20 protein-coding genes are annotated in these 19,936 nt (G+C 38.0%); 2 read left to right on the plus strand and 18 right to left on the minus strand.

The window, feature by feature from the left end:
- Window positions 1–38: 38 nt before the first annotated feature.
- From RBU60_RS11620 to mraZ, 15 genes are all read right to left on the minus strand, one after another.
- Complete coding sequence (locus RBU60_RS11620; RefSeq protein WP_308865219.1) at window positions 39–314, minus strand: GIY-YIG nuclease family protein; 276 nt, start codon at window positions 312–314, stop codon at window positions 39–41.
- 180 nt (window positions 315–494) lie between these two features.
- Complete coding sequence (locus RBU60_RS11625; RefSeq protein ID WP_308865220.1) at window positions 495–941, minus strand: GatB/YqeY domain-containing protein; 447 nt, start codon at window positions 939–941, stop codon at window positions 495–497.
- Between the two features lie 119 nt (window positions 942–1,060).
- Entirely contained in the window at window positions 1,061–3,061 is a 2,001-nt protein-coding gene (ftsZ, locus tag RBU60_RS11630) for a cell division protein FtsZ (RefSeq protein WP_308865221.1), read from the minus strand.
- A 44-nt stretch (window positions 3,062–3,105) separates the two neighbouring features.
- Entirely contained in the window at window positions 3,106–4,491 is a 1,386-nt protein-coding gene (gene ftsA, locus RBU60_RS11635; RefSeq protein ID WP_308865222.1) for a cell division protein FtsA, read from the minus strand.
- 10 nt (window positions 4,492–4,501) lie between these two features.
- On the minus strand, window positions 4,502–5,221 hold the full coding sequence (locus tag RBU60_RS11640; RefSeq protein ID WP_308865223.1) for a cell division protein FtsQ/DivIB: 720 nt from the start codon (window positions 5,219–5,221) through the stop codon (window positions 4,502–4,504).
- On the minus strand, window positions 5,211–6,566 hold the full coding sequence (murC, locus tag RBU60_RS11645; RefSeq protein WP_308865224.1) for a UDP-N-acetylmuramate--L-alanine ligase: 1,356 nt from the start codon (window positions 6,564–6,566) through the stop codon (window positions 5,211–5,213). Before murC ends, RBU60_RS11640 begins: the two co-directional genes overlap by 11 nt.
- A 1-nt stretch (window position 6,567) precedes the next feature.
- Window positions 6,568–7,662, minus strand: coding sequence for an undecaprenyldiphospho-muramoylpentapeptide beta-N-acetylglucosaminyltransferase (murG, locus tag RBU60_RS11650; protein WP_308865225.1), 1,095 nt, complete (start codon window positions 7,660–7,662; stop codon window positions 6,568–6,570).
- Window positions 7,659–8,900, minus strand: a complete 1,242-nt coding sequence (locus tag RBU60_RS11655; RefSeq protein WP_308865226.1) for an FtsW/RodA/SpoVE family cell cycle protein — start codon at window positions 8,898–8,900, stop codon at window positions 7,659–7,661. Before RBU60_RS11655 ends, murG begins: the two co-directional genes overlap by 4 nt.
- Before the next feature lie 3 nt (window positions 8,901–8,903).
- Entirely contained in the window at window positions 8,904–10,241 is a 1,338-nt protein-coding gene (gene murD, locus RBU60_RS11660) for a UDP-N-acetylmuramoyl-L-alanine--D-glutamate ligase (RefSeq protein ID WP_308865227.1), read from the minus strand.
- A complete protein-coding gene (gene mraY, locus RBU60_RS11665; RefSeq protein WP_308865228.1) occupies window positions 10,241–11,470 on the minus strand; it encodes a phospho-N-acetylmuramoyl-pentapeptide-transferase in 1,230 nt (409 codons plus the stop codon). Before mraY ends, murD begins: the two co-directional genes overlap by 1 nt.
- Before the next feature lie 21 nt (window positions 11,471–11,491).
- Window positions 11,492–12,958, minus strand: coding sequence for a UDP-N-acetylmuramoyl-L-alanyl-D-glutamate--2,6-diaminopimelate ligase (locus RBU60_RS11670; protein WP_308865229.1), 1,467 nt, complete (start codon window positions 12,956–12,958; stop codon window positions 11,492–11,494).
- A complete protein-coding gene (locus RBU60_RS11675) occupies window positions 12,955–14,922 on the minus strand; it encodes a penicillin-binding protein (protein ID WP_308865230.1) in 1,968 nt (655 codons plus the stop codon). The genes RBU60_RS11670 and RBU60_RS11675 overlap by 4 nt, the downstream gene beginning before the upstream one ends.
- Window positions 14,922–15,233 carry an FtsL-like putative cell division protein gene (locus RBU60_RS11680; protein ID WP_308865231.1) on the minus strand — a complete coding sequence of 104 codons (312 nt, stop codon included), beginning with the start codon at window positions 15,231–15,233 and terminating at the stop codon, window positions 14,922–14,924. Before RBU60_RS11680 ends, RBU60_RS11675 begins: the two co-directional genes overlap by 1 nt.
- A 5-nt stretch (window positions 15,234–15,238) precedes the next feature.
- Entirely contained in the window at window positions 15,239–16,135 is an 897-nt protein-coding gene (rsmH, locus tag RBU60_RS11685) for a 16S rRNA (cytosine(1402)-N(4))-methyltransferase RsmH (RefSeq protein WP_308865232.1), read from the minus strand.
- Window positions 16,122–16,592 (minus strand): division/cell wall cluster transcriptional repressor MraZ, encoded by a 471-nt coding sequence (gene mraZ / locus RBU60_RS11690; RefSeq protein ID WP_308865233.1) that lies wholly within the window; start codon window positions 16,590–16,592, stop codon window positions 16,122–16,124. The genes rsmH and mraZ overlap by 14 nt, the downstream gene beginning before the upstream one ends.
- A gap of 293 nt (window positions 16,593–16,885) precedes the next feature.
- Between mraZ and RBU60_RS11695 the strand changes: the two genes are divergently transcribed.
- Together RBU60_RS11695 and yihA are read left to right on the plus strand one after the other, a co-directional pair.
- A complete protein-coding gene (locus RBU60_RS11695) occupies window positions 16,886–17,650 on the plus strand; it encodes an alpha/beta fold hydrolase (protein ID WP_308865234.1) in 765 nt (254 codons plus the stop codon).
- Between the two features lie 2 nt (window positions 17,651–17,652).
- Complete coding sequence (gene yihA, locus RBU60_RS11700; protein ID WP_308865235.1) at window positions 17,653–18,249, plus strand: ribosome biogenesis GTP-binding protein YihA/YsxC; 597 nt, start codon at window positions 17,653–17,655, stop codon at window positions 18,247–18,249.
- Here the strand turns inward: yihA and RBU60_RS11705 are convergent.
- Genes RBU60_RS11705 through gldB form a run of 3 tightly spaced genes read right to left on the minus strand, consistent with a single transcriptional unit; the run spans window position 18,244 to window position 19,930 of the window.
- Window positions 18,244–18,630 carry a GTPase gene (locus RBU60_RS11705; protein ID WP_308865236.1) on the minus strand — a complete coding sequence of 129 codons (387 nt, stop codon included), beginning with the start codon at window positions 18,628–18,630 and terminating at the stop codon, window positions 18,244–18,246. The two genes, yihA and RBU60_RS11705, sit on opposite strands and share 6 nt — an antisense overlap.
- Window positions 18,630–18,965, minus strand: coding sequence for a gliding motility protein GldC (gene gldC / locus RBU60_RS11710; protein WP_308865237.1), 336 nt, complete (start codon window positions 18,963–18,965; stop codon window positions 18,630–18,632). Before gldC ends, RBU60_RS11705 begins: the two co-directional genes overlap by 1 nt.
- Window positions 18,962–19,930 carry a gliding motility lipoprotein GldB gene (gene gldB / locus RBU60_RS11715; RefSeq protein ID WP_308865238.1) on the minus strand — a complete coding sequence of 323 codons (969 nt, stop codon included), beginning with the start codon at window positions 19,928–19,930 and terminating at the stop codon, window positions 18,962–18,964. The genes gldC and gldB overlap by 4 nt, the downstream gene beginning before the upstream one ends.
- Window positions 19,931–19,936 lie beyond the last annotated feature (6 nt).

Consider the following 19,936-nt stretch of genomic DNA (forward strand, 5'->3'; position numbering starts at 1 on the left):
TACTTTCTTTGATGCGCCCCGCCCGAACGTGACTAACGTCAGTTAGGATCGGGCGGGTATTCAGTTGCGCCACGAGGCCTAATGTTATTCTTTCTCCATCTTCTTCCTGCAGCAGACTTAAGATATTTTTCTCTAGCTCTCGCTTCTGCTTGCGTATTGTATTCTTCTGTATGAACTACCTCCCAAGGAACAAATGCTTTTGTGGATGTATTTCTTTTACTGTTATGCTCAGAAAGACGTTGCTCTATATCTTTAGTCATTCCTACATAGAAACGGTCAAATTTAAAACTATATAGAACATATACAAAATGCATTAGGTACTTTCTTTGATGCGCCCCGCCCGAACGTGACTAACGTCAGTTAGGATCGGGCGGGTATTCAGTTGCGCCACGAGGTCAGTATCATTCCTGCGAAGGCAGGAATCTCATCATTATGTACTCCAATATACTTTAAGGAAATATCCTACTATATAAGCACAATGATTTTTTCTTATTTTATCCTAATTTCTTTCTTACAATAGCCGAAATCGTTTTTCCATCTGCTTTTCCTGCTAGTTTCCCGGAGGCCATTCCCATCACTTTTCCCATATCTTTCATACTCTCAGCTCCGGTTTCAGCGATAATCGCTTCTACCTCAGCTTCAATCTCGGCTTCGCTTAACTGTGTGGGTAAAAATGCAGCAATCACCTCCGCTTGCTTTTCTTCTGGTTCAGCAAGATCGGCTCTGTTTTGCTCTCGGTAAATTACAGCGCTATCTTTACGCTGCTTCACTAGCTTTTGAACTAGCTTCATTTCTTCATCTTCAGAAAGCTCTTGTGCATTGCTTTCTGTTTTCGCTAATAGGATTCCGCTTTTAACTGCTCTTAGAGCTTCTAAAGCCACAGTATCTTTTGCCTTCATAGCAACTTTCATCTGCGTCATTACTTCTTTCTCTAAACTCATAGTTTTTTATTTGGAGCACGAAGATAAGTATTATTGCGTAAAAAACCCGAAGCTATTTTTAAAATAACTTCGGGTGATAATTATGTTCGATTTATAGTTAAATCAACAACCCTGAGGGATTAATCTACATTATCGTGTAAAAATGAATTGTTGCTACGCAAACTCACCTCATCATTGCTGTCTTTACTAATACTAGTTCTCGACAATTTATCCTGACTAGGAGAAGAATTATCTAAATCTAAACCTGCTCTTTTGTAAGCCGGCTGCTTTTCAATCTCGTCTATACTGCTTTGATTATTTCTAAACTTGTAGTTGAAACTCTTCATTCTAGCACGTCTTTCTTCCGCTCTAGCGATAAGATCTTCAGAAATAGGATTGTTAAGAGGATCCTCATCTGCCGCTTCTGGAGTTGGTTTCTCCTCTACAGGCTGAGTGGTCTTTTTCATAGGCTCAGCTTCTCTTCTAGCTTCTGGCTTTTTAGGCGCAGGAGTAGCTTTTGGAGTCTTAGGTTTTGCCTCATTGATGGTGTTTTCTAACTCCATATAATCCTCTAGGCTGTAACGTTTTTCTCCGTTGCCGGAAGTGTTTCCAGAAATTTCTATTTCCTCCTGCACTTCGATCTCCTTCGTATCTTCTTCAGAAAGGTCGTAAATAATCTTTTCTGATTTTTCTTCAGCCTTAGGCTCCTCTTTCGGAGTTTCTTTTACTTCCTCTGTTTCTTTTAAAGGAAAATCGAACGTAAACATCGCTTGAGATTCTTCTCCTTCTGAAGAAACTTCGGTAGCCTCCACTTCCATATCATTGATCTCCTCTGAAGAATCTATAATCACGAAATCTTCTTCGTTATACGTTACTTCTTCGTAAGAAACATCTAAATTTTTTATCAACTCAGACGTCGGAATCAAATTCATTTTATCCAATTCCGCCGAAGGCGCATCTTTCCTAGGTTCTGCTTTTTTAGGCTCTTCTTCCAACACATGAACTACCTTTTCTGGCGCTGGTGCTGGAGCTTTTTCTACTGGAGCGCTAAAACTAGGAGAAGCATTATTCTTTTTTGTAGTTAAATCACGCTCTGCTTTTTGCTCATCTTCTAAGGTATGAATGATCTTTTTGGTCTCTGTATTTACAATTACATTTTGCTGCTCTACATTAAAACCTGTCGCAATAATAGTTACCGAAATAGACTCTTCTAAACTCTCGTCATCACCAACCCCCATAATGATATTGGCACTATGACCAGCTTCTGCTTGGATGTGATCATTGATTTCTCCAATCTCATCTATCGTAATCTCTTCAGATCCAGAAACGATAAGCAATAATACATTTTGAGCACCACTAATTTTATTATCGTTTAACAATGGAGAATCTAAAGCTTTTGCAATCGCTTCTTTCGCTCTATTGCTTCCAGAAGCTATAGAAGATCCCATAATCGCCGTTCCGCTATTACTCAACACCGTTTTTGCATCTCTCAAGTCAATATTTTGAGTGTAGTGATGCGTAATTACTTCAGCAATACCTCTAGATGCCGTTGCTAAAACTTCATCTGCTTTAGAGAAACCAGCTTTAAATCCTAAATTTCCGTAAACATCGCGCAGCTTGTTATTATTAATAACGATTAATGAGTCTACATTCTTTCTAAGTCGCTCTACCCCTAATTGAGCTTGATCATTTCTAGTATTACCTTCAAACTGAAACGGAATGGTTACAATCCCCACCGTTAAGATCCCCATATCTTTAGCTTGTTTGGCAATGATTGGAGCTGCACCAGTACCGGTTCCTCCTCCCATTCCTGCAGTAATAAATACCATTTTGGTATTCGTATCGAGCATGTTTTTTAAATCGTCAAAACTCTCTAACGCGGCTTGCTCGCCAATCTCTGGATTGGCACCGGCTCCTAATCCTTCGGTTAGATTAACGCCTAACTGAATTTTTATAGGAACACTCGTGTTTTCCAAGGCTTGCGCATCGGTGTTACAAACTACAAAGTCTACTCCCTTAATTCCTTGTTGGAACATGTGGTTAATGGCGTTGGAGCCTCCGCCCCCTACACCAATGACTTTAATTACGTTGGATTGATTTTTGGGTAAATCAAATGAAATGTCGAATTCTGTGCTGCTCATAATTCTATTGTTTTCGGTATTAATTTTTCTTTTAAGCTATTTTTTTATTCTGCGTTGTCCAAAAAATCCTTGAAATTGTCAAACCATTTTTCAAAAATGTTTTTTCTTGGACCTCTGGGTTCTCTTCGTTCTTCTTCTTTTGGGGAAGCTTCAGGATTTCCTTCTACATCTCCGGCTTCCATTTCTCCTTCTCCTTCTTCAGGAACAAAAGCTTGTGGCTGTTCTGCCTCTAATATTCTTTGCTCCTTCTCTTCTTCTTCTCTCTTTCTTCTTTTATCAATGCTGTTAAGGACTAATCCAACCGCTGTTGCGTACATCGGACTTGTAGTTTCTTCATCAGAATCTCCCGCCAAATGTTCATTGGGGTAACCAATACGCGTATCCATTCCCGTAATGTACTCCACCAACTGCTTTAAATGCTTTAGCTGAGCTCCACCTCCTGTAATTACAATTCCTCCAATAAGCTTTTTCTTCTGCTCTTCGTGACCGTAATTTTTTATCTCTAAATACACCTGTTCTACTATCTCAACCACTCTAAAGTGAATGATTTTAGAAAGGTTTTTTAGCGTAATTTCTTTAGGTTCTCTTCCTCTTAACCCCGGAATAGAAACAATCTCGTTGTCTTTATTTTCTCCCGGCCAAGCTGAACCAAATTTCACTTTTAATAATTCGGCTTGCTTTTCTATAATGGAGCAGCCTTCTTTAATATCTTCCGTAATGACATTTCCTCCAAAAGGAATCACTGCGGTGTGTCTTATGATGCCGTCTTTAAAAATGGCCAAATCTGTGGTTCCGCCTCCTATATCGATAAGGGCAACTCCTGCTTCTTTCTCTTCTTGGCTTAATACTGCATTGGCAGAAGCCAAAGGTTCTAAAGTAACGCCAGACAGTTCTAAACCAGAACTTTTTACACATCTTCCTATATTTCTAATCGAAGATATTTGCCCTACCACCACATGGAAGTTAGCTTCTAGCCTACCGCCATACATTCCTATGGGTTCGGTGATTTCGGCTTGACCGTCTACTTTATATTCTTGCGGCAATACATGGATAATCTCCTCTCCTGGAAGCATCACCAACTTGTGTACTTGATTGCACAAAATGTCAATATCACGCTCACTAATCACCTCATCAGGATTTGCCCTGGTGATGTAATCGCTATGCTGCAGGCTTCGTATATGCTGCCCTGCGATGCCAACGACAACCTCTTCAATTTTCTCTCCTGCATCTACCTCTGCTTCTTGTACCGCTTGTTGTATGGACTGTATGGTTTGGGTAATATTATTCACCACGCCCCTGTGCACGCCCAAGCTCTTAGATTTACCAATCCCCAAAATTTCTACCTTTCCGTATTCATTTTGACGGCCAATCATCGCCACTATTTTAGTGGTTCCAATATCTAATCCTACTGCAATGTCTTTTTCTTCCATAGTAAAACTCCTATCCTTTTTTTGTACAAACCACTTGGTTTTCAAATTTTAAATTCACCCATTTATAGGCGTCCAATTGATCATCTAACAATGCTTTTTTATAAAAAGCTTTTAAATTGTTTATTTTCTTCTCTATTGAATTTGCTTCACCAAATAAGATTTCAAAATCGTACAATCTCATTTCTAATACATATTCTCCTTTTGAATTTCTTTTGATAAGGGTAATATGCTCTTTTAAGAATTCATCTTTCTCTATTTTCGCTACTAGCGGGTACACTTCTGCGATATTTTCTTTCTCTATATTCTTAATAAATGGCACTCTAGCCGAAAAATTTGTGGACAATGGCATACTTTTACCGTTCACATCAATATAATACGATTCATTTCCATAAACTCTAGCAATGGGCCTCCTCTGCGTAATTACTGCTCCAAGCCTCCCATTTACAGTAAGATACACCTCTGCATCTTCAATCATTTCATTGGTATCCAATCGGTTTTCTATCACCTTCAAATCTAGAATATCTTTTGCCAGGTTTTGAACCGAATCCTGATTTTGTATTAACAACTTATTAACTGCTGCCTCAGTGACATACAGGTTTTCATCATTGGTAAAATGCACCTCTATGCGCTCTATGTTTCTTTTCTTATTTCTAGCCGAAGAAAAGCTGTATAAAAACACCACTAGCACCAATAATGCGAAAGCTTTTATGTAATTCCAATTAACTTTCATGGTTTAACGCAATTTTAATTTTTTTAGCCTCATCTCCTATGTCTCCTGCTCCTAGCAACAAAATTACTTCTGCAGAAGTCTCTTTAATCTTCTCTAAGACTAAGTCTTTAGTTATCAGGCTTTTTTGTTCATTTTTAATCTTCCCCAACAACATCTTGGAATCTACTCCCTTAATGGGTTGTTCTCGTGCTGGATAAACTTCCAATAAAGCAACGGCATCAAAAGCCGATAAACTGGCAGCAAATTCGTCGGCAAAATCTTGTGTTCTGCTATATAAATGCGGCTGAAACACAGCCAACACTTTTTTATTAGGATGCATTTCTCGCACCGCTTGGTAAATAGCATCTATCTCACTGGGATGATGTGCATAATCTTCAATCAGCACTCTATCCTCGTTTCTTAAGTGATAGGTAAACCTTCTTCTTACTCCTTTAAAACTAGATAATGTTTTTGACGCTTTCGCGGAATCAACCCCAAATTTAATCGCCATAGCGAAGGCCATCGCCGCATTCATTAAATTGTGTTTCCCAGGAAGGCTAAACTCAATTCCCTTTATCGTTTTCTCTGGCGTTTTAAAGTCGAAAATATAAACCCCGTTATCGATAGAGATATTTTGAATTTGATAATCTGAATCTTCCGCAAAGCCTAAAGAATTTCCTTGAAGCGGTAATGCTTCCGCATAGAAAAAATCTTCTTGATTCGGCACTTTTGCGATAAAAGCTCTAAACGAGTTTTCTAACTCTTCTTTATTTCCATAAATATCCAAGTGATCTGCATCCATGGAGGTGATGGCGGCAATATTTGGCGAAAGTTGCAAGAAAGAACGATCAAACTCATCGGCTTCTACCACGACGGCTTCATTCCCGTCATTGATAAAATTGGTTTGGTAGTTCTCACTTATTCCGCCAAGGAAAGCCGTAAGCTTTACTCCGCACTGTTTCAAAATATGTGCTAAGATGGCAGTTGTCGTGGTTTTCCCGTGGGTACCAGCAACCGCTAAGGTTGGAATATCTTTTGTAATTAGTCCTAAAATTTCTGCTCTTTTAAGAATAGGAAATTGGTGTTTTACAACATACTGATACAATAGATTTTCCCTTGAAACAGCGGGAGTATATATGATTAAAGTCTTGTCTTTGTCTTCTAAATTGGTTAAAACCTGAGGTATTTTTTCCGTAAAAGAAATCTCAATCCCTTCGGTTTCCAATTCTTTGGTAAGCTGGGTGGGAGTTTTATCATAACCGCTCACCTGCTTTCCGTTGGCATGAAAATAGCGCGCAATAGCACTCATCCCAATCCCCCCGATGCCGAGAAAGTAAATCGTCGATATGTTGTTTAAACTCTTCAAGTTATGATTTTATAATATGTTCAACCGCATCCACAATGTCTTTGGTAGCATTGGGTTTGGCCAGTTTTTTAATATTTTCGGCAAGCTGTTGTTGCTTGTTTTCATCTTGCAACAAACCTGCAAAGGTATTCTTAAAACGCTCTTTTAATTCGCTTTCTTTTAGATAAATCGCAGCCTCATGTTGAGCGATAGCCTGAGCGTTTTTAGTTTGGTGGTCTTCAGCCACATTGGGCGAAGGGATAAAAACAACTGGTTTTCCCACCACACATAATTCACTTACAGAGCCTGCTCCTGCACGCGAGATGATTAAATCCGCGGCAGCGTAAGCCAAATCCATTTCATTTAAAAATTCATGTACCTGCACGTGTTCATTCGCTGCATAGGCTTTAAATTTTTCAAAATAGAGTTTCCCCGTTTGCCAAATGAGCTGCACATTTTGCTCCTTAAAAAAAACAAGCTGCTCTTCTACAAGTTCATTGACTCTTTTGGCGCCCAAACTTCCTCCTAAAATAAGCACCGTTTTTTTATTTGGATCTAAAGCAAAATGCTTCAGTGCTTTTTCTCTTTTATCGGTAACCTCTAATAAATCTTGCCGCACTGGATTTCCCGTAAATACAATTTTTTCCGCAGGGAAATAGTTCTCCATGCCTTCATAAGCCACACAAATCTTTTTGGCGTCCTTTGCCAACCATTTATTGGTAATTCCCGCATAAGAATTTTGTTCCTGAATAAGCACCGGAATTTTCTTTTGACTCGCCGCCTTCAATAAAGGTCCACTCGCAAAGCCTCCCGTTCCAATCACCACATCTGGTTTAAATTGCTTCAAAATCTGATGTGATTTATACAAACTTGAAATCAGCTTTAGCGGAAAACTTAAATTATCCAACGTAAGCTTACGCTGAATACCGCTAATCCAAAGTCCTTTAATTTCATAACCCGCCGCAGGTACTTTTTGCATTTCCATACGGTCTTTAGCGCCCACGAAAAGAATCTCGGCATCGGGGTTTCTGCGTTTAATTTCATCAGCAATCGCAATCGCCGGATAAATATGTCCGCCTGTTCCTCCACCAGATAATATGACTCTCAATGTACTCATATCGCTTCGCTTAAAACCTCTAAAGGATTATCTAAATTTTCTCGTTCTTCGTCTTCTAAATCTTCTTCTTGTAATTTTATCTCTTCACGTTTAGCGCTCACACTTAAGACAATTCCCAAGGCCACACAGGTCATCCAAATGGAAGATCCCCCGCTACTTACTAAAGGTAAAGTTTGTCCCGTTACCGGAAATAATTCTACTGCTACCGCCATATTAATCAAGGCCTGAAAAATAATAGGCAAGCCTACGCCAATCACCAATAGTTTCCCGAAAACGGTATTGGATTTTGTGGCGATAATCACCAACCTAAAAAGAATCAACAAATAGGCAAACATCACTCCAAAAGCGCCTACTAAGCCCATTTCTTCCACAATAATGGCATAAATAAAATCTGATGAGGATTGCGGTAAAAAGTTTCTTTGCACACTTTTTCCGATCCCTGTTCCCACAACTCCGCCTCGAGCGATAGCTATTTTTGCTCTTTCTATTTGATAGTCTTCTTTGGTATCTTCCCCATTAGAGAAGTTTTCAATCCTGTTCATCCACGTATCCACCCGGTTAGGAAAAACTCCTGGAAAGGCTTTCGCCGAAAGAATAAAAATAGTAAGTATCATCACCGCCGAAAGCATGATGATTCCTAAGTACTTTAAAGGATATCCTCCTAAAAATACCAAGGTAAAAACCATGGTAAAAATAATGGCTGCGGTAGAAAAGTTCGCCGGAAGAATTAAACCTATAATCAACCCCACAGGAACCCATAATGGCAAAATGGTCTCTTTAAAAGTGACCTTTTTATCTTTGAGTTTAGACAAATACCTCGCTACATAAATAAGCAATATTACGGCCGCTGCAGTAGAGGTTTGGAAGGTTTTATTAATGATAGGTATTCTAATCCATCTACTCGCATTGGCGCCGTCAATTGTATTTCCTTGCGCCAAGGTGTATAAAAGCAGAATGAAAATAATAGGCAATAAAATAAGTGACAAGCCTTTAAAATAATGGTAGGGGATTTTATGAATCCCATAAATCAACATAAAGCCTAACACCAAATAAGCTAAGTGATATAACAAATAGCTAAACGTACTTCCATCCCCATATAAATAGGCCAGATTACTACTAGAACTATATACCGGAATAAATGAAAATATAGCCAAAAGCGCTGCTATAGCCCAAATGACTTTATCTCCTTTTAAATAAAAGAATATATTCTTAGATGATATGTCTGTCTTTCTTGCCAACTTTTATAACTGTCTTACAGCATCTTTAAATTGTCTTCCTCTGTCTTCGTAATTTTTGAATAAATCAAAACTCGCACATGCAGGAGAAAGTAAAACCGTATTTCCTTTATCGGCTAAATGATAAGCCATTTGCACCGCTTCTTGCATCGACTTGGTTTCTACCATGGTTTCCACACAATTACTAAACGAGTTGATGATTTTTGTGTTGTCTACACCCAAACAAATAATTGCTTTCACCTTTTCATTAACTAACGGAAGCAATTCTTCGTACACATTTCCTTTGTCTACACCACCTACAATCCAGATGGTTTCTGGCTGCACACTATCTAAGGCATAATAAGTCGCGTTGATGTTGGTCGCCTTAGAGTCATTGATGTATTGCACGTGATTAATCTTTAATACACGCTCCAAACGATGTTCCACTCCCTGAAAACTCTCTAAGCTTTCACGTATCGTTTGCTTTCTAATTTTTAATAATTGTGCAACAGTAGAAGCTGCCATGGCATTTTTAGTGTTGTGTTCTCCTTTTAGGGCTAATTGATCTTTGTGCATTATAAATTCTTTGTTATCTAATTTTATATAAATTTTATCATCTTTTAAATAAGCTCCTTCTCCTTCGTGCTCCTTTAAACTCATAGGAAGCTGTATGGAGCTTATTTTATTTTTTTTGAGCCAATTGCAAATCGTTTCATTATCGGCGTCATAAATAAAGTAATCTTTGTTCGTTTGATTTTTTACTATCCTAAATTTTGAAGCTACATACTCTTCAAAATTGTTGTGATAGCGATCCAAATGATCTGGGGTGATATTGGTTAATACCGCGATATGCGGATTAAAGGTTTCTATCCCATCCAGCTGAAAGCTACTTAACTCCAACACATAATAATCTGGATTTTTTTCGGCTACATTTTTAGCAAAACTGTCTCCAATATTGCCAGCCATTAACGCATCTAAACCTCCGTTTTTTAATACGTGATAAATCCAAGAAGTTACCGTGGTCTTTCCATTGCTTCCGGTGACTCCTATTAAACTAGCATTGGTATATTTACTAGCAAACTCAATTTCAGAAATGACTTCAATTCCCTTCTTCTTCAGCTTTAACACCAAAGGAACATCGTCTGGAATCCCCGGACTTTTCATCACCAAATCGGCCGTTAAAATCTTGGTTTCGGTATGTTGGTCTTCTTCAAATTCAATTTCTTCCTGAATTAAAATCTGCTTATATTTTAATTCTATCGTTCCGCGATCAGACACAAATACGTCATAGCCTTCTTTTTTTCCAAGAATAGCTGCTCCTAGTCCGCTTTCTCCAGCACCCAATATGACTAACCGCTCTTTCATTATCTTAATTTTAAGGTGATGATGGTGATGATCGCCAATAGGATTCCTATAATCCAAAAACGAACTACAATTTTACTCTCGTGTTGTCCCTTCTTTTGATAGTGATGGTGCAAAGGAGACATCAAAAAGATGCGTTTTCCTATGCCTGTTTTTTTCTTGGTATACTTAAACCAACCTACCTGTATCACTACCGATAAATTTTCCATAAAGAAAATTCCGCAAAGCAAAGGAATCAGTAATTCCTTTCTAGTGGCAATGGCCAACACAGCGATAATTCCTCCAATGGTTAAACTCCCTGTATCTCCCATAAAAACTTGGGCGGGAAAGGTATTGTACCATAAAAACCCGACTAATGCTCCCGCAAAAGCAGTGATAAAAATGGTCATCTCACCAGAATTGGGGATGTTCATCACATTTAAATAATCTGAGAAAATAATGTTTCCCGAAACCCACGCAAACAAACCTAACGTCAAGACAATAATGGCAGAGGAGCCCGCCGCGAGACCGTCAATCCCATCGGTTAGATTGGCGCCGTTAGAAACCGCTGTCACAATAAAAATCACTATTGGAATAAAAATAATCCAAGCGTATTTTGCATAAGAAGGATTAATCCAAGAAATCAAGTTCGCATAATCAAACTCATTTCCCTTTACAAATGGAATCGTCGTTTTAGTGGATTTCTCCTCTTTGTTTTGACTGATGTCTTTCTCGATAAGCTGCTCTTGCGCCTGCGGATCTGCTTTTACATGCTCTTTAATGGTAATATCTGGATGAAAATACATGGTCGCTCCCACGATAATCCCCAGTCCTACTTGTCCAATGACTTTAAATTTCCCCTGAAGACCTTCTTTATTCTTTTTAAAGGTTTTGATGTAATCATCTAAAAAGCCGATAGCGCCCATCCAAAGCGTAGTCACAATCAATAGGATGACATAAATATTATCTAATTTCGAGAAAAGCAAAACGGGTATAAGCGTTGAAAAAATAATAATCAACCCCCCCATAGTTGGAGTTCCTGCTTTTTCTTGCTGCCCCTCCAAGCCCAATTCTCTCACACTCTCGCCTACTTGCTTTTTAAGCAGGTAATTGATAATTTTTTTACCAAAAATGGTAGAAATAGACAAAGACAATATGATAGCCATACTCGCTCTAAAGGAGATATACTGAAAAAGCTGCGCCCCAGGCACATCATAATTTTTTTCTAAAAATTCAAATAAGTAGTATAACATCTTACTTTTTATTGTTGTCTTTTATTTGTTAAATTGTTCTAGCATTTCTTGTACAATTTTTATATCGTCAAAATCTGATCTCACTCCGTTTACTTCTTGATAGGTCTCGTGTCCCTTCCCAGCAATCAAAATAATATCTTTAGTATTTGCCATTGCACAAGCCGATTTTATCGCTTGCTTTCTATTGGTTATCGAAATGATTTTACTCCAATTATGCGCTTCTACTCCCGCTTCTACCTCCTCAATAATTCTATCTGGATCTTCGGTACGCGGATTGTCGCTCGTAAATATCACTTTGGTACTTAAATCACTCGCCACTTTTCCCATAATAGGACGTTTCGTAGCATCTCGGTCTCCGCCACAGCCTACCACCGTAATCAATTCTTCATTTTTGGTGCGAATCGCATTGATGGTTTCCAATACATTTTGAAGCGCATCTGGCGTATGTGCATAATCTACAATGGCCGTAATATTTTCCTTAGCGGAAATGAGGTATTGAAACCTGCCGCTAACCGCTTTCAACTGACTTATATATTTTAAATTTTCTAGCTCTTTTAGGCCTAACAAATCCGCGGCAGCGTAAATAGCGCCAAGATTGTAAGCATTAAAATTACCAATGAGCGTAGACCAAACTTCATTGTTATTGATTTTTAATAACAATCCGCTTAATTCATTTTCTATGATCTGAACCCTATAATCAGCGTTGGTTTTTAAAGCGTAGGTTTTCTTAGTCGCTTTGGTGTTTTGCAACATAAAAGCTCCGTTTTTATCATCGCTATTGGTGATCGCAAAAGCTGATTTTGGCAATTCATCGAAGAATTTTTTCTTTACATCGCGGTATTCCTGAAAGCTTTTATGGTAATCTAAATGATCATGAGAAAGGTTGGTAAAAATTCCTCCTTTAAACTCTAAGCCAGCAGTTCTATGTTGTGCGATCCCGTGAGAGCTTACTTCCATAAAGCAAAACTCCACTCCTGCATCGTTCATTTTCTTTAAATACTTGTTGATGGTCAACGAATCTGGCGTTGTTAAACGCGTAGAAAATTCTTCTTCCCCCACTACAATTTTAATCGTAGAAATCAAGCCTACTTTATAACCTGCGAGCGTAAAAAGCTGATGCAATAAAGAAGAAATGGTTGTTTTTCCATTGGTTCCTGTTACGCCAACCAATTTCAACTTCCCGGAAGGTTGTTGGTAGAAATTATTAGCTATCATCGCCAAAGCTTCCTTGCTATTTTCTACCAAGACATAGGTAATTCCGTTAATTTGCTTTGCCGGAAGTTCTTCGCACACAATAGCAATAGCTCCGTTTTCTTCCGCTTTAGCGATAAATTCGTGCCCATCATTCGCTTCGCCGCGAATGGCCACAAAAACATCGTTCAAGGAGATCTTCCTAGAATCGAAATCTATGTTTTGTATCGCCACATTGGTATCCCCAATCACCGATTCTATCGCTACCCTATATAATATGTCTTTAAGTAAAATCAAGTTGTTGTTAGATAAATAGTTTGATTAGACGTTATTTTTTTTCCGCTGATAACGGATTGGTTTCTTACTTTTCCCGCTCCTTTTAGCACCACTTTTAATCCTAAATTTTCTAAAAGAGAAACGGCATCCATCGCTGGTAAACCTTCTACATTAGGCATTATGCTTTTGTATTTTTGAGCCGTGGTATAAAACTGCTCATAGTCTTCTTTTACATTTTTATAATCTACCTCTATGCCTTCATATTCATTGGTGGTAGGCGTATCTGTATAAATTTCTTGTGCAATTTCTTTAAATATGGGAGCCGCTACCGTACTTCCGTAGTAACCAATGTTTCGGTTAGGTTTTGTCACCACTACAATGCAAGAATACTTGGGTTCATCTGCCGGAAAGTAACCCGCAAAAGAAGCTACATATTCAGAAGCGCCATCGCCTTTCCCGTAGCCTGTTAAACAAGTTCCTGTTTTCCCCGCCATTGAAAATTCTTCGGTATAAATATTTGCGCCAGTTCCTTTTAATACGGTATTCTTCATCATCTCCCTTACTTTGGAAGCAGTTTCTTTAGAACATATAGAATTGTTGATTTTTCCTTCTTCGTAATGTTCTACGATCTTATCTCTATTTCTTATTTCTTTAATTAATCGAGGCTTAATCATCACTCCATTATTGGCAATCGCATTATAAAAAGCCAAGGTTTGAAGCGGTGTAATGGTGACTCCGTATCCAAAAGACATCCAAGGAAGCGTAGTTCCATACCAGTTCGCATCGTCTGGATGTGGAATGTGAGGCTGACCTTCTCCTTGTATTTCTAAACCTATTTTTTCGTTAAGACCCATATAGTTAAGACGATTCACTAAAGCTTCCGGGTTATCCTTATATCCTTCGGTAATGAATTTTGAAAACACGGTATTGGAAGAAACCTCAAAAGCTCTTCCTGCAGAAATTTTCCCATATCCGCCATAGCGAGAATCTTTCACTACGCGATCGTAGTATTTTATCCTTCCATTTTCTGAATCAAAAACATCGCTGGTATCTAAAACTTTATCTTCTAAAGCCGCCACCATCGTCATCAATTTAAAAGTAGAACCCGGTTCTTGAGATTCGTAGATTGCGTAATTTCTTTTTTCGTAATACGTCCCTTTAGAAGTTCTCCCTAAATTGGCCATGGCTTTAATTTCGCCTGTCTTAGTTTCCATCACCACCACTGTACCGTGGTCTGCTTCATATTTCTCCAATTGCTTCAATAAAGCATGATGTGCAATATCTTGAATTGTAATGTCTATCGTAGAAACCACATCCAACCCATCTTGAGGCTCTAATTCATTAGCATCCCCAATAGGCTTCCATTGTCCCTTAGCTATTTTCTGCTTTAACCTTCTTCCGTTTTTTCCTTTTAAATAATCATCATAAGCCCCCTCTAATCCGGCTTGACCTCTACCTACGGTGCGTTCTCCTATTTTACCCAAAGGCAATTCTCTCACTGTACGTTGCTCTGAGATAAACCCTCCTTTATAAGCCCCCAAATTAAACATGGGAAACTCTCTCATTTTTACATACTGCGTATAACTTACATTACGCGCCACAAGGTAATACCGGTTTTTATGAGCACGAGCACGTCTTAAATTTTGAGCATAATGCGCAGTAGACTTCCCGAACATCTTAGACAACTCTTCCGCCAAAGGCTTTACATTCTTTTCGAAGTCCACCTGAGAAACGGTTACCGCATCAAATCTAATATCATATTCTGGTACTGAAGTCGCCAATAAGCTTCCATTAGCATCATATAAATTACCTCTGTTTGCAGGAATCACAAAACTTTTATACACTCGCTCTTCTGAAAGTTTTCTATATTTTTCACCATCAACCACCTGAATGTTGATCAACTTAAAGCCTATCGCGAAAGCAAAAAGCAACATCCCGGCTGCCACCAGGTATATTCTTCTTAAGATGCCTTTCTCTGTCGTCATTAGAGGTTAATTTTTATTTTTTGTGGCGGGGTGTTGGACGGCGCAATTCCTGTCCCTTGCACTCTTTTCTCTATTGCGGATTTCATTTTGAGTTGCATCAAGCTTTTTTTTGCCTCGATAGACTCACTTCTCAATTCGCGCACCTCATTATTCATTTTCGCTATAACGTGTACCTTTCTTTCAGCACTATGCGAACAAGCAATCATCACAATAGCTAATAATGTACAGAACAGGATAAAACGCCAATTTTTCATAGCATCATCGTTAATTAAAAACTTCCCTTTTAGTACATTATAAAAACCTTCTTTCATCTTGCTTATAGCTTTACGCCAACTCTTAATCTTGCGCTTCTTGCTCTATTATTTGTTTTAATTTCTTCCGGACTTGGTTTAATTAAGCCTCCAACCTTTTTAAATGGAACTGAAATATTTCCGTAGAAATCTTTTTCAGCCTCCCCTTTAAAAAGTCCGTTTCTGATGTATCTTTTCACCAAACGATCCTCTAGAGAATGGTAGGAGATCAAACTGATTCTTCCCCCTTTTTCTAGCAATTGGTCGGTTTGCATTAAAAACTCTTTTAACACTTCAATTTCTTGATTCACTTCTATTCTAATCGCCTGGTAGATTTGTGCCAAGACTTTAAATTCTTTTCCTTTAAACAAGAAAGGCATCAACAATTCCTTTAACTCATCGCCCGTTTTTATAGGTTCCTCAACGCGAGCACCCACAATCACTTTGGCTAATTTTGGAGAATTTTTTAATTCTCCATATTCATAAAACATTTTCTTAAGCGCTTCTTCGTCATAATCATTAACCACCTCGTAAGCACTTAATAAACCTTCTTGATCCATTCGCATATCTAAGTCGGCATCATAACGCGTAGAGAAACCTCTTTCTGCCACATCAAACTGATGTGAGGAAACGCCAAAGTCCCCTAAAATTCCGTCTACTTTTTTATAGCCTTCAAAGCGCAAAAACTTTTTAATGAACCTAAAATTTTCAGGGATTAGGGTAAAACGTTCATCATCAATAGCATTTTCTCGAGCATCTTGATCTTGATCGAATGCGAGTAAGGTTCCGTTAGGCCCTAGTCGTTTTAAAATTTCGCGAGCGTGTCCTCCCCCACCAAAAGTGACGTCTACATAAACTCCGTCTGGCTTTATATTTAAACCATCCACAGTTTCTTGTAGCAATACTGGATTATGATACTCCAAATTCTCCATTGTTTTCTCCCATTACTTCTTCTGCTAAAGCTCCAAAATCATCTGCAGCATCATCAATAGCAATTTCATATTTACTCTTATCCCAGATCTCTATAATATTTCCCACCGAAGAAAGCACCAACTCTTTACGGAGTTGCGCAAAGTTGAACAAGTCTTTTGGCACCAGCAGTCTTCCATTGGCATCTACCTCTATAATCTTCACCCCTGCGGTAAACCTTCTTATAAAATCATTGTTTTTCTTATTGAAACGGTTCAACGAGTTTACTTTCGCCATCAACTCGTTCCACTGTTTCATAGGATATAACTCCAAGCATGATTGAAATACCGCTCTTTTCAAAACAAAGCCTTCTTCCAATGCCGGAAGCAACTGTTTTTTCAGGGCAGAAGGTAGCATTAGCCTACCTTTGGCATCAATTTTACACTCGTATGTACCTATTAGATTGATCACGCTTCTCTTATTCTATGTCAAATATATTGATTTTTTTACCACTTTTTACCACTTTCTACCACATTGTTAATAAGTTTTGGGTTCAGTAATCGATTAATTATGAGAAACTAAAGGTATAATCAAGGCTAATAAAAGATTTGAAAGTGGGAGAGCTTTGTGCATAAGAGACTTATCTCTCTGAAAAAGAGAACAGAATAAAACCGCGAGGCTTATTTAGGTTTAGGTTTTCTTAAAAATACTTATACTTGTAGAATAATACCTATATTTGCTCTAGCTAACCGGAAGAAAACTGAATGAAACAAGAAATTATATCTGAAGGAAAATTCAGCTATGTAGAAATTGGAGAGGGTACTCCAATTGTTATTCTACACGGTCTTATGGGAGGGTTAAGTAATTTTGACGGCGTTGCCGATTATTTCCCAAAAAAAGGATACAAAGTGGTCATCCCACAATTACCTTTATATTCCCTGTCTTTACTTAAAACCAATGTCGGGAATTTCGCCAAATACATTAAAGAGTTTATCGACTATAAGAATTACGAAGAAGTGATTCTATTAGGAAATTCTTTAGGCGGTCATATCGCCTTGTTAACGACCAAAAAGTATCCCGAAAAAATAAAATCATTAATCATCACAGGAAGTTCTGGCCTATACGAAAGCGCTATGGGAGAAAGCTATCCGAAAAGAGGTGATTATGAATTCATAAAGAAAAAAGCCGAAAACGTTTTTTATGATCCCAAAGTGGCTACCAAAGAAATTGTAGATGAAGTATATGCTACGGTAAATAATAGAAATAAACTAATTAGAACTTTGGCAATTGCAAAATCTGCTATTCGTCATAATATGGCTAAAGACTTACCAAAAATGCATACGCCAACCTGTATTATTTGGGGAAGACAAGACCATGTAACGCCACCCGAAGTAGCGGTAGATTTTGATAAACTTTTACCTAATTCTGATTTATATTGGATTGATAAATGTGGGCATGCTGCCATGATGGAGCACCCAGATGAATTCAATAAATTATTGGATCACTGGCTTACTGAAAGAAACCTATAATCATGGATATTAAATCAGCATCTTTTGTGATGAGCAACAGCCAGGTGGAAAAATGTCCGTCCAGCCAATTGCCCGAATATGCTTTTATAGGTAGAAGTAACGTGGGGAAATCTTCCCTTATCAATATGCTTACCAGCAGAAAAAGTTTAGCAAAAACTTCTGGCCGACCTGGAAAAACGCAGCTTATTAACCACTTTCTTATCAATGAGAAATGGCATTTGGTAGATTTACCAGGCTACGGTTATGCGCGAGTAAGCAAGAGAGACAAGAAAACTTTTCAAAAATTTATTACCGATTATTTTAAACAACGTCAAGAGCTCGTTTGTGCTTTTGTATTGGTAGATTCCCGACACGAGCCTCAAAAAATTGATTTGGAGTTTATGCAGTGGTTGGGAGAAAATGAGATTCCGTTTTCGATTATTTTCACCAAAGTAGATAAGGTAAAACCCAAAGCTTTAGAGCGACATGTAAATGATTACAATGCCGTTTTATTAAAAACTTGGGAAAGCTTACCTCCATTTTTCATCACCTCTTCTTCTAAAAGTTTGGGTGCAGACGAAGTGCTTGCTTATATTGAAGAAATCAATCAATCTTTATAATTCTACTTCCTCTTTTATTATTTTTATCAACGCTTCCGCGGAATTGATTCCGTTAAGTCTTGAAGCATCCACAACAACTTCCCAACCCAAAGCAGTTACTCCTAATACAATAGGGAACTCAAATTTTGTAGAGAATTTGGAGGCATATTCTTTTCTAAACTCGTCTTGATGCAAAAATTCCGTAGGAATACGCATCTCTTTTCTAAAAGCTTTCCATGTTTTGTTTTCCGTAAAAACGCCATGGGTAATCGCACATAGATTGCAAGAAGAAGCTTTAGGCTTAAGTATTTTTTGAGCCGCATCCAGGTAAGCATTTCCCTTACCTGAATTGGCTTTATACACAAATATAAGTTGAGTGATAGGCTCTTTTTTAAAGCTCATTACTCTTTCTTTAACTCTAACTTATCAGCAAAATAATCGCAAAAGTCTTTCATGGTTTCCATCATCTTTTCATCTTCGGTAGCTCTATAAAAAGTATCGCTCATCGCTACCAAAGTTTGATGAAAAAACACTTTCATTTCATCTACGGGCATATCTTTTGTCCATAAATCTATACGTAGGCTTTCTTGGTTTTTGTTGTCCCAAAGCGATAAAAGCATTGCTTTTGCTTCCTCATTATTTACTCCGCCATCTTTTGCGGTCCAATGTAAGTTTTCTGGTACATTGTTTTCGTCTACTTCGATTTGAATTTTGATTTCAGATTTTTTTGTACTCATTCTGGTTTCTTAGGTTTAAAATTAGCTTCCTTAAATATGCGTTCTGCATCTAAAGTAAGCAACTGCTTTAAAGTGATTGATTCATTTTTATCAGCAAATTGCCTCACAATTTGCCATCCTATATATTGTCCTATTTGTGGCGGACTTTCATTATCTAGTTCTAATCTAAATTTACTAAAAGGCGCGATGTTAATAAACCTTGCGCGCAAGTCATTATCGGTTTTATATAGGAGTTCTTTTTCTATAAAATAACGCCAAATTTGCTCTTCATTTGCTTGTGCCCATGCTATTTCTTTAGGTGTATAGCCCATTTTACGAGCATCGCTCATAAAAGGCAATACCTTGTCTTTTACATATAACATCTTGCCATAATGAATCATCTGATCTAGAAAAGTTCGCCCTTGTTCATTTCCTACCAATTGCTGCGCATATTCAAAAGCAATATCGCTGGGCAATTGTTCTTTTTTAAAATTCTTCTTTAAATACACCTGCATCCCATCATAAAATTTATGATCTTCCCCCAAGTAAGTATCTAAAGAAATAAGTAATAAACTATCGGTTGCTACTACTTTATTTCGGTAATCTACTTCAGAAATAATGGTCACTACCCGCGGAGATTTAAATTCTGGAAAATAATATTTGAAATGCTGAAACAAGGAAGTGATCTCTTCTTTTTCTGGCTGAAAATCAGGAAAGGTTTTTTGTACTTCTTCCTCCAGCTCCAATTGCACCTCATCGTCCATCTGCGCTATCCATAAACTGTCCGGATATCTTGCGGGAAATAAGAACGGATATTCCGCTTTCAATTTTGGTAGATCTGCCGGAGAAGCTTTGGCAAACTCCATATCAAAACGATCCACTTGAAAATCAATAGGAATTTTTGCAATTTCTTCCTCCAAACCCGCATCATTTTCACATGATATGAAGGCGAAAAGAATGAAAAAACTCAAAAAATAATTCTTCATAAAAAA

The organism is Mesonia profundi, assembly GCF_031085155.1.
GTDB lineage: Bacteria > Bacteroidota > Bacteroidia > Flavobacteriales > Flavobacteriaceae > Mesonia > Mesonia profundi.